This window comes from Plantactinospora sp. ZYX-F-223 (assembly GCF_039649625.1).
Classification (GTDB): domain Bacteria; phylum Actinomycetota; class Actinomycetes; order Mycobacteriales; family Micromonosporaceae; genus Plantactinospora.
Map to the genome: position 1 here is coordinate 41667 of NZ_JBDJAV010000027.1, position 13692 is coordinate 55358.

At 75.7% G+C, this 13692-nt stretch carries 9 protein-coding genes; 5 read left to right on the plus strand and 4 right to left on the minus strand.

Going from position 1 to position 13692, the window contains the following annotated elements; all coding sequences use genetic code 11:
• Window positions 1–2: 2 nt before the first annotated feature.
• The gene (locus AAH979_RS25780; protein WP_346260705.1) at window positions 3–1814 is read right to left on the minus strand and encodes an RNA ligase family protein; all 1812 of its coding nucleotides are present in this window, start codon (window positions 1812–1814) and stop codon (window positions 3–5) included.
• Window positions 1815–2560: 746 nt separating this feature from the next.
• On the opposite strand from AAH979_RS25780, the gene AAH979_RS25785 reads away from it, so the two are divergent.
• On the plus strand, window positions 2561–3007 hold the full coding sequence (locus AAH979_RS25785; protein WP_346260706.1) for a DUF5980 family protein: 447 nt from the start codon (window positions 2561–2563) through the stop codon (window positions 3005–3007).
• Between the two features lie 48 nt (window positions 3008–3055).
• Here AAH979_RS25785 and AAH979_RS25790 read toward each other — a convergent pair whose 3' ends face one another.
• The gene (locus AAH979_RS25790; RefSeq protein WP_346260707.1) at window positions 3056–3586 is read right to left on the minus strand and encodes a LuxR family transcriptional regulator; all 531 of its coding nucleotides are present in this window, start codon (window positions 3584–3586) and stop codon (window positions 3056–3058) included.
• Window positions 3587–3605: 19 nt separating this feature from the next.
• Window positions 3606–6221: a LuxR C-terminal-related transcriptional regulator gene (locus tag AAH979_RS25795; protein WP_346260708.1), complete on the minus strand. Its 2616-nt coding sequence runs from the start codon at window positions 6219–6221 to the stop codon at window positions 3606–3608.
• A gap of 209 nt (window positions 6222–6430) precedes the next feature.
• On the opposite strand from AAH979_RS25795, the gene AAH979_RS25800 reads away from it, so the two are divergent.
• The 4 genes from AAH979_RS25800 (at window position 6431) to gndA (ending at window position 12082) form a co-directional block, all read left to right on the plus strand.
• Entirely contained in the window at window positions 6431–7948 is a 1518-nt protein-coding gene (locus AAH979_RS25800; RefSeq protein WP_346260709.1) for a dynamin family protein, read from the plus strand.
• Window positions 7945–9864, plus strand: a complete 1920-nt coding sequence (locus tag AAH979_RS25805; protein WP_346260710.1) for a dynamin family protein — start codon at window positions 7945–7947, stop codon at window positions 9862–9864. Before AAH979_RS25800 ends, AAH979_RS25805 begins: the two co-directional genes overlap by 4 nt.
• Window positions 9857–10504 carry a hypothetical protein gene (locus AAH979_RS25810; RefSeq protein ID WP_346260711.1) on the plus strand — a complete coding sequence of 216 codons (648 nt, stop codon included), beginning with the start codon at window positions 9857–9859 and terminating at the stop codon, window positions 10502–10504. The genes AAH979_RS25805 and AAH979_RS25810 overlap by 8 nt, the downstream gene beginning before the upstream one ends.
• A gap of 111 nt (window positions 10505–10615) precedes the next feature.
• Window positions 10616–12082, plus strand: coding sequence for an NADP-dependent phosphogluconate dehydrogenase (gndA, locus tag AAH979_RS25815; protein WP_346260712.1), 1467 nt, complete (start codon window positions 10616–10618; stop codon window positions 12080–12082).
• A gap of 110 nt (window positions 12083–12192) precedes the next feature.
• Here the strand turns inward: gndA and AAH979_RS25820 are convergent, their stop codons facing one another.
• Window positions 12193–13596, minus strand: coding sequence for an Hsp70 family protein (locus AAH979_RS25820; RefSeq protein WP_346260713.1), 1404 nt, complete (start codon window positions 13594–13596; stop codon window positions 12193–12195).
• Window positions 13597–13692: the final 96 nt, after the last annotated feature.

Consider the following 13692-nt stretch of genomic DNA (forward strand, 5'->3'; position numbering starts at 1 on the left):
GCTCAACCCACCTCGCCGAACACCGGCGCACCGCCGGCCGGGTTCTCCGGCTCCTCGTCGGCGAGGCTGCCGGCGACGTCGCCGACCGTGCCGTCCGGCCCGACGTACCAGGTGCGGTGCGCCTCCCCCGGCAGCGGCGGGCGGAACCGGCGGAGCTGGCCGGCGAGCACCTCCGGCGGCACCCGATCCGCCCGGTCGGCGTTGCGTCGGGCCAGCACGTCGTCCGGGACCAGCAGCACCGCGTGCGTGGTCAGCGCGTCGCGGCGGCGGGCCACGGCGTGCACCAGGGACCGCTGCTGCCGGTTCAGCGCGGTCGCGTCCCAGACCACCGTCCCGCCGGCGGCCAGCAGGGCGTCGAGCCGGTCCAGGCCGGCTCGCAGCACCTCGGCGTTCGCCCGCTGGTCGGCGCGGGACCCCCGGGCCTGGCGCAGCTCGTCGAGGGAGACGATCCCGGCCACCCCCGGCAGGCGCCGCGCGAAGCCGCTCTTGCCGCTGCCGGCCGGCCCGACCGTCAGCACGAGCCGGGGAAAGCGCCCCGACCGCCACCGCCAGGTCGCCGCCGGCGCCTGCTCCGGCGTGCCGATCCGGCCGTCCGCGTACGCCTGGCGGGCCTCGGCCCAGCACCGGTCCGCCGCCTCCGGGTCGCACCCGCGCAGCGCCGTACGCAGCTCGGCCCGCAGCGGTCGCAGCGGCGCCTCGGCGAGCAGGCCGGCCTCGTCGGCGTGCAGTTCCGACCAGGCGACCTGCTCCCGCGCCTCGGCGCTGGCGGCGTCCTCGCGGCCGGTCAGCACCGCGGCGGCGACGGCGTGCAGGACGCCGACGTCGGCCGCGTCGGCGAGCCGGATCAGGCCGGCCCGGCGCGCCTCGTCGGGAAACGGCCGGTGCGGGCCGGTGTGCAGTTCCACCAGGTCGGCGACCCGGCGCGCCAGCGGCATGCCGAGCGGGGCGACCAGGCGGGCCGCCAGCCCCGGCCGGCGGGTCTGGGCGAAGAGGGCGGCCAGCACCCCGGCCAGGCGCGGGTCACCGCAGCGGCCCAGCAGGTCGAGTCGGGCCAGGACGTCGGCGACGACCTCCTCGGCCCGCTCGACCGTCCCGCCGGCACCGGTGGTGCCGTCGTCTCCGGTGTCGGCGCCGCCGAGGGTGGCGGCGAACAGCGCGGGTACGTCCGCCGGGCCGCCCGACCGCATCTGCCAGAGTGCGGCGTGCGGGCCGAGGCCGTTGGGCACCACCGGAGCCAGCATCCAGTGCGCGTCGGTGCGTACGTGGTCCCGGCGTACCCACTTCGCGACCCGGGCGGCGAACTCGGCGCGGGCAAAGCCGTCGACGGTCCGGACCACGTAACCCTCCTGCCGGGCCGGGTCGAGCCGCAGCGTACGCAGCGCCCGCTCGTCGAAGGTGCCCCGCCACAGCACCGGCGGGAGCGGCAGGCCGAGTCGCCGGGTGACCCGAACCGTCCGGTCCCAGTCCAGGCAGTGGTCACCGGCCCAGACCGAGAAGGCGTAGAACCAGCTCGCCAGATCCTGGTAGCCGATCGAGTGCCGGGCGTAGAGGTTCTCCCCACAGATCCGCCACCCGGCCGGCAACCCGGCGGCGATCCGGCCGTGCAGCGCCTTCAACCAGGCCCGGGACGGATGGTGCGCCGAGTCCAGCGAGCGGGCGTGCAGGCCGTCCCGGTAGAGGGTGGTGTTCTCGCCGTCGAGTTTCTCGGTCACCACCACCTCCCGGCCGCGCAGGCCGGACAGGTCCCCGACCCGCAGGTCGTCGGCGGCCACCCCGGGCGACCAGGGCAGGTGCGGGGTGCGAGGGTATGGCACCCGCATGATCCACCCCCGACCACAAGCAACCTGGTGATCGAAAACGGTACGCAGCGCGGCGATGCCCGGCCAGCCATTTAGGCATCGGCGAGCGGACAGCGAACCCCGCGCCGGTCACGTGGGGCCGGGACAGGTCAACCCGGCTCTCAGCGGCCCGTGTCGCTCACCGTTGCTGAGGGTGTCCGGTGCGGTGGGACCGGTGCTCGTACGGTGCCGAGGGAAACCGGCCGCCCATCCGGTGTCGAATCGTCGTTCCGGCACGCGGTACAGAATGTCCACAGCCGATAACCATCCCCGTACGTCTGGCAGTGGGCCAGGTAGTTTCCGGTGTATTCCCATGCTTCGCCGGCGAACCTGCACTCCGCGCAGTACCGGAACGACGACCTGTACTGCCATCCGCTCGGTAGATTTCCGTTGCATCCGGTTACGAGCGGCTCTGCCACGGTAGCCCGAGCCTGCTCCGCCGGTACCGGAGCCGGCCCGGCCAGCGCCGGGCCCGCGTTCACCGCCCCTGCGGCAGCAAACGCAACGGCCAAGGCCAGCGCGAAGACCGCTTTCTTGAGCAAAAATCCGAGTCCCTGTGTCATGCCGCGAAAGTTATCAACAGGCGACTTCTCGGCGGCTTCGACTGCTTCTGATATCTCTCTGAGACGACAGCCGTAGGCTGCCGGGTTCAGGGCGGCGATTCGAGTGACGACAATGCTGTGGGTGTGAGCCGCCCGTCGAACGAGCTTGGGGAGGCTTCGATGTTGCGATCGACCTTCGGCGCCGCTCGGATGGCGCTCGGGCTGGTCACCGCACTGACCCTGGCGCTGATCGCCGGCCAGCCGGCCGCCGCGGCGGGTACCACCACCTCGGCGGGCGGCTGGCAGCTGACGAACATCGGCCAGCGCATCTGCATCCCGGCCGGCGAGTCCTGGTGGACGTACTTCTGGATCACCATCGACGGAGAGTGGTCGACCCCCATCGAGGTCGGAGCCCGCAACCTGCCTGCCGGCACGACCACGAGCCTGCCGCATTCGCCGATCCCGCCCGGATCGAGCGACGGTCACACCGCGCTCAATCTGATCGCGATGACCCTGCCGCCGCTACCGTTCGGGGTGTACCGGCCGGTGCTGACGGCGTCGGACGGGCTGCAGACGCAGAGCGTCCCGGTCACGATCCAGGTCCAGGAGAGCTGGGGCTGCGCCTGAGTTTCAGCGGCCCGCCACCCGGGACCCGAAATCCGAACCCGGCGCCCGTCAGCCGGAGCGGCGCTGCCGCAGGTAGGCGAGGACGGCCTCCCGGGTGGTCCGCACCCCGAGCGCCTCGCGGGCCTGCGCGATCCGCCGGTTCGCGGTGCGCAGCGACAGGAACTCCGCCGCCGCGGCGGCGGCGATGGTCTCGCCGTCGGCGAGCCGCTCCAGCAGCGCCCGCTGCTCGGGGATCAGCCGGCTCACCACCGACTCGGTCTCGGACTCCGGCACCTCGTCCGGATCCCGGTGTACCGGCCCGAGCCGGCTCAGGTCATCGACGAGTGCCCGGCCAACCTCGCCGGCCGGGTCCACGATGGCCACCACCCCGGCGCCGCGGGCCGCGGCCAGCACCGCCAGCCGGACCGTGTCGGCGTCCGGTACCCGGCCGAACAGCACCAGTCGGGCGGCGGCCAGGTCCCAGCCGGGCTCGGCGACGGCGAACCCCTCCCGGGTCGACCACCCGTCCCGGGCCAGTCGGCGCAGCACCGTGGTCGCGTCGGTCGCCGACGGTACGACGTAGCGCGGCGGGTCGGTCACGCTGCACCTCCAGCACCAGTCACAGCGCCTCCAGGGCGAGGGCCGCGGCCTCGGTACGGGTGCGGGCGCCCAGCTTGCGCATCCCGGACCGGACGTGGGTCTCCACCGTCTCCGCGGATATACCCAGTTGACCGGCGATGCGTCGGGTCGGTTCGCCGGCCGCGACCAGCCGGAGCACCTCACGTTCCCGGTCGGTGAGGTCGCCGTCGGCGCGGGCACCCCGGACGTCGCGGCGTACCGCGTGCCGGCGCAGCGCCCGGCGGATCCGGCCGAGCAGTACGACCAGCCCGGCGCGTTCGGCGCGTTCCTCGGCGGTCAGCAGTACCGGGACGCTGCGGGCCGGGTCCGGTTCGTGCAGGCCGGCGGCGAGCAGGCAGCGCACCTCCTCGCGGACCGCCAGGTCCCGCCAGCCGTCGGCGGCCCGGGTGAAGCCGGCCGGGTCGCCGCCCGGGGTGTCCCAGGCGGCGAGGGTCTGCCACACCGGCGCCGGCTCCGGCGGAACTCCGGTCACCGCACCGTCGGGCAGCCCCGGACCGGGGCCGGCATCCGCGCCGTCGTACGCCGCCCAGCGGGCGGTGATCCGGCGCAGCCCGTCGATCAGCGGCGGGCCGCCGGAGGATGCTCCGCCGGCCCGGTCCGGCTGGCCGTCCAGCCAGGCCGCCTCCCGACTCACCCAGTCGAGCAGCGCGTCGGCGCCGGTGGAGCCGCCGGTGGTGGCCGCCAGCCGGGACCGGGCCGGGCCGAGCAGGCCGCCGTCCGCCTCGACCAGGCTGGCGGCGGCCACGGCGTAGCCCCGGGCCAGCCGGGGCAGGGTCCGGTCGGTCAGGTCGGCCGCCCGGCGCAGCGCCTCGTCGGGGTCGAGTACCGTGCCGGAGTCGAGTGCGGGCAGCCCGCCGCGCAGCGCCGCACACCACAGCCGGGCGGCCAGGAACCGGGTCTGCCAGCTGTAGGCGAGGTCGGCCGCGCAGGCGTGTTCGGCCGCCTCGGCGGCCTGTCCGGCCTCGCCGAGCCGGCCGTCGGCGAGCAGCGTCTCGACCAGTAGCCAGGCACTCCACCGGGCGGAGAGCGGATCACCGGCCGTACCCGCCGCGGCGGCGGCCGAGGCCAGCGTCGACTCCCAGCCCGGGGCGCGGTTCGCGGCGCGTACCGCCGCCAGCGCGGCCCGCAGTCCCGGGTGCGCCGGTTCCGGGCCGTGCCGGGCGGTGATCCGGGCCGCCGCCCGGGTCGCCTCGGCCGGGTCGGCGTCGAGCTGGGCGAGGAGCACGATCCGGTCCCGGGCGGCGAGCTGCTCCGGGGTGGCCGAGTCCGGTACCCGGGCCACCGCCGACCGGGCGCCGGCCAGGTCGCCGAGCTGGACCAGCGCCTCCGCCCGCAGCAGGTCCGGGTCGACGCCGAGCGGTGTGCCGGTGTTCAACACCCGGGCAGCGGCCCGGGGCCGGCCGCAGGCCAGCGCGGCCCGGGCGGCGTCGACCCGGACCGCCGGTTCCGGCTCGACGCCGGGCAGCGCGCAGGCGAGCAGCAGCAGTTCGGCGCGCAGACCGGCGGTGTCGGCGTCGGCTGCCACGTCCAGCGCCCGCCGGTACGCCGCCGCGCCGTCACCGGCCGCCGCCAGGTGCCGGGCCGCCTCGGCCGGCGGTACCAGCTCGGCGAGGCGCCGGTGCAGCGCCTGCCGGCCGGTCTCGTCGAGCAGCCCGGCGGCCACCTCGGCGACGTACGGCGACACCGGGGCGACCAGCGCGGCGCCGCCCTGCTCGACGGTGACCAGGCCGGCGGCGTGCAGTTCGTCGACCCCGGCACCGAGCACGCCCGCCGGTGCCGGCCGGCCGAGCAGCCCGAGTGCGGCCATCGTGGTACGCGCCGGCCGGGTCAGGTCGGCCAGCGCCGCCGCCACCGCGTAGCCGACCTGGTCGGCGTCGCGGTCCGCCGGCACCGGCTCCGGACGCCGCTCGCCGGTGCCGCCGGGTCGGGGCACCCCGGCCGCCCGCTGCGCGGCCGCCTGGTGGGCCAGGGTCACCACCGCCAGCGGCACCCCACCGGCCCGCCGGACCACGTCGGCGACCGTCGACGGGCCCAGCCCGGGGGCTATCCGCCCGGCCAGGGCGGTCGCCGACTCCACGGTCAGCGGCGGCACCGCGAGCCAGCCCGCCGCGACGGCCCGCAGCGCCGTCACCGCCGCCGTCGGCAGCCGGTGCGGGGTACGCAGCGCGACCGCGATCCGGCAGTGCGTGGCCAGCGGCACCAGGGCGGCGAGGGTGGCCGGATCGACCCACTGGAGGTCGTCCAGCAGCAGCAGGCCGCCGCGTACCCGGGACCGGACCGCCTCGGCGAGCAGTGCCGGATCGTGCCCGGGTAGCCGGACCCGGACCGCACGGGCCAGCGCGAACGCCGGTTCGCCGGGCAGGCTGGCCAGGCCGCCACCGGCGAAGACCGGCCCCCGGAAGGCGGCGCCGAGCCGGTGCAGCGCGGTGCTGCGCCCGCCACCGGGTCCACTGTGCAGCACCACCAGGCCGGGGGTGGTGAGCAGGCCGGAGCCGGCCGCGACGACGTCCGGGGCCTGATCGCCGACCGGCCCGCCGTCCGGCAGGTCGGCCGGTCGGAACTGGTCGGGCAGATCACCGACCGACGCGTGCCGCACTGTCCCTCCCCCGCCCGGGTCGACGCCTGACCACCGTGGAAGACGGTGGCACGAACATGGGATCCTGCGCCGGCAGGATATTCGTAGTGTGATGTCCGGCAGGGGCAGCCCGCCCCCGCCGTCGTGTCGGAAGGACAGCAGACGAGATGAACGTGCTCCACCACCGGGTTCCTGCCATTGTCGCCGACCGCACCGCCGGCTGACGAGCGATGGGAGCAGGTCCGCTCAGCGCCCGGGTCGCCGGCCTCTGTGACGAGGTCGGTCCCCGACTCGGCGCCGCTACCGGAACCCAGGTGTCGGGGGTACGCCGCCGGCTCGACGAGCCGCTGCGGGTGGCGATCGCCGGCCGGCTCAAGGCCGGCAAGTCGACGCTGGTCAACGCGCTGATCGGCCGGCGGGTGGCACCGACCGAGGTGGGCGAGTGCACCCGGATCGTCACCCAGTTCCGCTACGGCACCGCCGACCGGGTCGACGTGGTACGCCGGGACGGCAGCCGGCTCAGCCTGCCGCTGGACGACGCCGGCATGATCCCGCAGCGGCTCGGCGTGCCACGCGCCCAGATCTCCTACGTCGACGTCACGCTGACCAGCGACCACCTGCGCGACCTGACGGTGCTGGACACCCCGGGACTCGCCTCGACGAACACCTCGGTCAGCGCGGGCGCCCGCCGGTTCCTGTTCGAGGCCGCGACCGCCCCGTTCGACGACAACATCGACGACGACTCGGCCGGCGCGATCGCCGGTGCCGAGGCGATCGTCTACGTCTTCACCCAGTCGGTCCGGGACGACGACGTGGCGGCGCTGGAGGCGTTCCGGTCGGTCTCGGCCCGGCTGGCCAGCAACCCGATCAACTCGCTCGGCCTGTTCAACAAGGTGGACAAGCTGGTTGGCGGGGCGGCCGACCCGTGGCCGGTGGCCGGTCCGCTGGCCACCGACCAGACCGGTGTGCTGCGCCGGGTGGTCTCCGAGGTGGTGCCGATCGTCGGGCTGCTGGCCGAGACGACCGAGGCCGGCCGGCTGACCGCCGCCGACTGCGAGGCGCTGCGGACGATGGCCCGGCTGCCGGCCGGCGAGCGGGCGGTGCTGCTCGCCTCGGTCGACCTGTTCACCTCCCGGGACTGCCCGGTCCCCCGGGAGCAGCGGGAGCGGTTGCTGCGGCTGCTCGACCTGTACGGCATCGGCTTCGCCATCGCCCAGTTCGCCGCCCAGCCGCAGCTGGCCAGCGGCGACCTGGTGCGGCTGCTGTTCCAGGCGTCCGGGTTCCCCCGGCTGCGCAACACGCTCGACCAGGCGTTCCGGTGGCGTACCGACGCGATCAAGGCCGGCTGGGGGCTGTCGACCCTGGAGAAGCTGGCCAGCCACGCTCCCCGGCCCGAGGACCGGGAACTGCTGCGGGACGCGATCGAGCAGGTGCTGCAACAGCCGGAGTACCACCGGCTGCGGCTGCTGGAGGTGGCCCAGCTGGTCAGCTCCGGCTCGGTGGAGCTGCCGGAGCCGATGGAGCAGGAGCTGACCCGGCTGGCGCTCTCCACCGACCCCCGATGGATCCTGAGCCTGCCGGCCGCCGCACCGGAGCAGTTGGCCCGGGCCGCGCTGGAGGCCGCCACCCGGTGGCGGGTGTACGCGGTCGCCGGGGCGAGCCCGGCGCAGTCCCGGGTGGCCCAGGTGGCGCACCGCGGCTTCTTCCTGCTCTCCCAGCGGGTACGCGCCGAGGGGAGCCCGCGGTGACCGCCGGCCGTACCGCCACCGGGGCCGGTGCGCCGGCGCAGCGCGGTGGAGCGGACCCGGAGGCGGCGCTCGGCGCGGCGCTGGGCGGAGCGGTCGACGGCGGGCTGGCGTTCCTGCGCAAGGTCGCCCCGGATGCCGCCGCCGACGTCGACATGCTGCGCCGCCAGGTGGTGACCCGCCCGTCGATCGTGGTGGTCGGTGAGACGAAGCGCGGCAAGAGTTCCCTGGTCAACGCGCTGGTCGGGGTGCCCGGGCTGTCACCGGTCGACGTCGCGGTCGCCACCTGCTGCTATCTGGAGTTCGTGCCCGGGCCGGAGGCCGGCGCCCGGGCCTTCCTGCCGGGTCGGGGCGACCCGCTGCCGCTGCGCCTGTCCGACCTGCGGGACTGGGCCACCCCGCTGGGCCGGCTGCCGGACGACCAGCGCCCGCCCCGGCACATCGAGGTGACCCATCCGGCGCCGCTGTTGCAATATCTCAGCCTGGTCGACACCCCGGGCACCGGCGGGCTGGATCCGGCGCACGCCCAGATCGCGCTGGACGCGGCGGCCCGGGCCACCGCCCTGCTCTTCGTGGTCGACGCCGCCGCCCCGTTCGCCCAGCCGGAACTCGACTTCCTGATCGAGGCGAGCAAGCGGGTCAACCTGGTGGTCTTCGCGCTGACCAAGACCGACGCGTACCCGGGCTGGCGGACGATCCTGGCCGACAACCGGGCGCAGTTGCAGGCCCACGCACCCCGGTTCGGCGGCGCGTCGTGGTTTCCGGTCTCGGCCCGGCTGGCCGAGCTGGCCCGGACGATGCCGGCGGAGGCGGCCGGTGAGCTGATCCGGGAGTCCCGGATCGCCGAGTTGCAGCACGCCCTGATCGGGGTGGCCGGCCGGGGGCACCTGCTGCGGCAGGCGAACCTGCTGCGTACGGTCCGCAGCGAACTGATCCGGTACGACCTGGAACTCGGTGACCGGCTGCGGGCCGCCGACCCCGATCCGGCGGACCTGGCCCGGATCAAGCAGGACCGGGCGGCGCTGGCGGCGCGGAAGCGCACCGAGTCGCGGCAGTGGTCGCTGGCGTTGAGCACCGAGACGCAGCGGGCCCGGGTGGAGGCGACCGGGCTGCTCCGGGGTTACGTCGGCACCCTCCAGGAGGAGTTCCTGAACCGGATCGACAAGGCCCGGGGCGAGGAGCTCAAGGGGCTGCCGCAGCAGGTCGACGAGGGGTTGCACGCGCTGTCGGTGCGGCTCTCCGACGATCTGGAGGTGCGGTTCCGGCAGGTTGGCGAGCGGGTGCTCGCCGAGGTGTTCCAGCCGGAGGAACTGCGGTTCGTGCTGGGGCGGCTCAACGCGACCCTGCGGCACGCGCTGGCCAGCAAGCCGCGCCGGGAGGGCGGCGGCCCGGACAACATGATGATCGCGATGTCGGCCGGGTCGATGGCGTTCCTGGCCGGCCGGGGCGCGATGGCCGGCGCCTCGGCGCTCGGCGCGGGCGCGCTGGTCGGTGGCAGCCTGCTGATCCCGTTCGCCGGGCTCGGCCTGGGGCTCGCCGCCGGCGGCTTCATCCTGTACCGGCGCCGGGTGCACACCGACCGGCAGCAGGCCCGGATGTGGCTGCGGGAGGTGGTCGCCGACGCCCGGGCCGCGCTGTCGGACGAGATCACCAACCGGTTCACCGACCTGCAGTACGCGCTGACCCTCGCCCTGGATGACGCGATCGAGCGCCGGCTGCGGCAGCTCGACGAGCGGATCGCGGAGATCGACGCGGCGGCGGCCGAGGACACCGCCGTACGGGCCCGGCGCCGGGCCGCGACGCAGGCGGAGCGGGAGACGGTCCGGGCCCGGGTCAAGCAGGTCGACGAGGTGCTGGTCCGGGCCCGGGCGCTGGCCCCGGCTCCGGCCACCGAGGACCGAGGGCGGGAACATGACTGACTACTGGGGCGGCTGGTCCGCCGACCAGCCGGAGTTCGGCGGCCCGGAAGGTGAGGACTTCGGTGACCTGACCCCGGACCAGCCCGACGACGGCGGCTTCCCGGTCGAGGGGTTCGGTGCCGCCGACCCGGATCCCGGCGACCTGTCCGGGGCGCCCGCCGACCCGCCGCTGCCGCTCGGCTACGACGACCTGCCGACCGGGCCGCACACCGACCCGTACGCCGAGGCGGACCCGTACCCGGCCGAGGAGTCGGGGTTCGGGCCGGACGGCTATTCCGAGGTGCCCGCCGAGGTCGGCTTCGGCGCGGCGGACCCGCCGGTCGGCGCCGACCCGGACCTCGACCCGTACGCCGACACCGGACCGGCCTGGTGGGAGCCGACCGAGTTGCCGGATCTCGGCGCACCGCCGGAGCCGGTCGACGGCTTCCCGTGGACCGATCCCGCCCTGCTCGGCCAGCCGGTCGACGCGGTGCCGCCGCCGCTGCCCGAGCCGGTCGCCGGGACGGTCGCCCCGGACGAGTTGGCCGGGTACGCCGGCGAGGAATTGCCGGCCGACGGCGACCCGTGGTCGGCGCTGACCGCCTCCGACGACCCGGCGACGAGTACGCTTGCCCGGTTCTGGTTGCCGGACGAGCGCTGACGGGACACCGGGCCTTCCGCCCTGCTGCGGGATTCCGCGCGCTCCTCCGACGCCGGCACAGGAACTGGCAACCGGCCGAACATTCAGGCCCAGACGGAAGCGAGCGGCAAGATGGCGGAGACGACGAGCGGCGGCACCGGCGCCACGGCCCAGATCGGGGTGACCGGGCTGGCGGTGATGGGCCGCAACCTGGCCCGGAACCTGGCCCGGCACGGTCACCGGGTGGCGGTGCACAACCGGTCGCCGGAGCGGACCCGGAGCCTGGTCGCCGAACACGGGGACGAGGGGACGTTCGTGCCGAGCGAGTCGCTGGCCGACTTCGTCGCCTCGCTGGAGCGGCCCCGCGCCGTCATCGTGATGGTGAAGGCGGGCCGCCCCACCGACGCCGTCATCGACGAGCTGATCCCGCTGCTCGAACCCGACGACATCGTCATCGACTGCGGCAACGCCCACTTCGCCGACACCCGGCGGCGGGAGGAGACGCTGCGCGAGCACGGGCTGCACTTCGTCGGCACCGGTGTCTCCGGCGGCGAGGAGGGTGCGCTGCTCGGCCCGAGCATCATGCCGGGCGGTTCGGTCGAGGCGTACCGCAAGCTCGGGCCGATCTTCGAGTCGATCGCCGCCCAGGTCGACGGGGTGGCGTGCTGCGCACACATCGGCCCGGACGGCGCCGGGCACTTCGTGAAGATGGTGCACAACGGCATCGAGTACGCCGACATGCAGCTCATCGCCGAGGCGTACGACCTGCTCCGGGAGCGGCTGGGCGCGACACCGGCCGAGATCGGCAAGATCTTCGCCGGCTGGAACGAGGGCGACCTGGAGTCGTTCCTGATCGAGATCACCGCCGACGTGCTCGGGCACGTGGACGCCGGCACCGGCAAGGCGTTCGTCGACATCGTCCTCGACCAGGCCGAGCAGAAGGGCACCGGCCGGTGGACGGTGCAGAGCGCGCTCGACCTGGGCGTGCCGATCACCGGGATCGCCGAGGCGACGTTCGCCCGCTCGCTGTCCGGGCACGCCGACCAGCGGGCCGCCGCGGCCCGGGCGTACGCCGACGCGGGGGGCGAGGCGCCGACCGGTGAGGTGGACCGGGACGCGTTCGTGGAGGACGTCCGCAAGGCGCTGTACGCCTCGAAGATCGTCGCCTACGCGCAGGGCTTCGACCAGATCCGGGCCGGCAGCCAGGAGTACGGCTGGGACATCGACCCGGCGGCGCTGGCCACCATCTGGCGGGGCGGCTGCATCATCCGGGCCCGGTTCCTCAACCGCATCCGGGAGGCGTACGACGCCGACCCGCAGTTGCCGACGCTGCTGGTGGCGCCGTACTTCGTGCAGGGGGTCGCGGAGAGCGTCGCCAGCTGGCGGCGGGTGGTCAGCTACGCCGCCCAGGCCGGGGTGCCCGCCCCCGCCTTCGGCTCCTCGCTCTCCTACTACGACGGGCTGCGGCGGGACCGGCTGCCGGCCGCGCTGATCCAGGGCCTGCGGGACAACTTCGGTGCCCACACCTACCAGCGGGTCGACACCGAGGGCAGCTTCCACACCCAGTGGGCCGGCGCCCGCACCGAGTCTCCGGCCTGACCGCGAGTCGCGACAACGCGACTGACCGCGCCAACCCGACGGGTCGGCGGTCCGTCCTCCGGCACGGGGGCGGATCGCCGGCCCGGTCGCGTCCCGGCCTGCCCCCGCAGTCAGCCGGGCCCGGCAGCGAGGACCGCGACCAGCACGACGAGCGCGGCGACCACCAGCAGGGCCAGCGTCCCGGTCCAGACCAGCCCGGCCGTCCCGGTCCAGAACCGGCCGGCCGGCTGCGCCCCGGGCTGACCGGGCCGGGCCGGAGCCGGCCACTCGGGCTGGGCGGGCGCCGGCCGGAGCGGCGCCACGGCCCGGGCCGGAGCCGATCCATCACGAGCCGATCCGGCCCGGGCCGGAGCCGATCCATCACGAGCCGATCCGGCCCGGGCCGGAGCCGATCCATCACGAGCCGATCCGGCCCGGGCCGGTCCGGGCGACGGCACCGGTGCGGGCCGGGCCGGCGGGTCGTCGAGCCGGAGGGCTCCCTCGGCGACCACCGTCTCCGGCTGCTCCAGGGTGGTCGGGGCGACGCCCAACTCGGCGTGGATCAGCCGGGCGGCCAGCGGAATCCGGCTGGAGCCGCCGACCAGGAAGATCCCGACCAGGTCGGCCGGGTCCAGCCGGGCAGCGGCGATCGTCCGGGCCAGGCAGTTCACCGTCTGCTGGAGCTGCCGGCGGATCAGCGACTCCAACTCGTCCCGGGTCAGATGCGCCCGCAGGTCCAGCGCCGGCAGGTGCAGCTCGGCACTGGCGGCCCGGGACAGCAGCTCCTTGGCCGCCCGGACGTCGTCGTAGAGCAGTTCCCGCGCCCGGCGCTGCCCCGCGTCGGCCGGGCTCAGCAGGCCGTGCCACAGCTCGGTCCGGCCGCCGGCGTAGCCCCGGCCGAGGTGCTCGACGAGGGCCTGGTCGAAGTCCAGCCCGCCCAGGTCGGTCAGGCCGGACTCGGCCAGCACGTCGAAGCCGTCGGCGGTGCGCCGGACCACGGCGGCGTCGAAGGTGCCCCCGCCCAGGTCGTAGACGGCCAGCGATCGGCCGGGCGGCAGCACCGTGCCGAGTACCGCCGGATAGTAGGCCGCCGCCGCGACCGGCTCGGCGACCAGCCGGGGCGGCGGCAGCCCGGCGGCGCGGGCGGCGGCGACCAGCACGGTGCGACGGCGCTCCCCCCACCGGGCCGGATGGGTGAGCCGGACCTCGTCGACCCCGCCGAGCTGCCGGTACGCCTCGGCCGAGACCCGCCGCAGCACCGCGCCGACCAGCTCGGTGACCGGTACCTCCCGGTCGCCGAGCAGCACCGCCCCGTCGTCGATCCGCCGTTTCGGCGCCGGCTCGAACCGGGCCGGGTCGAGCCGGGCCGCCCGGGAGGCGTCCCGGCCGGTCAGCGGCGTGCCGCCCGGGTCGAGGCAGACCGCCGAGGGCAGCAGCGGGCTGCCGTCGAAGAGCAGTGGCCGGGCCCGGCCGTCGGCGCCCCGCACCGCGGCGACGGTGTTGGAGGTGCCGAAGTCGATGGCGAGCAGCCGCATGGCGAGCACCATACTGAACCCTCGCCGACCTCCCGTCGCGGTCCGTCATGCCCGGATGGCCGGACGTCGGGGCGCGGGCGCCGCGCTGTCCAGGTG

Excerpts from the sequence above, each read along its gene's own strand:
- AAH979_RS25785 (WP_346260706.1), top strand. The coding sequence starts at position 2,561 with ATGTTGCGATCGACCTTCGGCGCCGCTCGGATGGCGCTCGGGCTGGTC.
- AAH979_RS25820 (WP_346260713.1), bottom strand. The coding sequence starts at position 13,596 with ATGCGGCTGCTCGCCATCGACTTCGGCACCTCCAACACCGTCGCCGCG.
- AAH979_RS25810 (WP_346260711.1), top strand. The coding sequence starts at position 9,857 with ATGACTGACTACTGGGGCGGCTGGTCCGCCGACCAGCCGGAGTTCGGC.
- AAH979_RS25800 (WP_346260709.1), top strand. The coding sequence starts at position 6,431 with ATGGGAGCAGGTCCGCTCAGCGCCCGGGTCGCCGGCCTCTGTGACGAG.
- gndA (WP_346260712.1), top strand. The coding sequence starts at position 10,616 with ATGGCGGAGACGACGAGCGGCGGCACCGGCGCCACGGCCCAGATCGGG.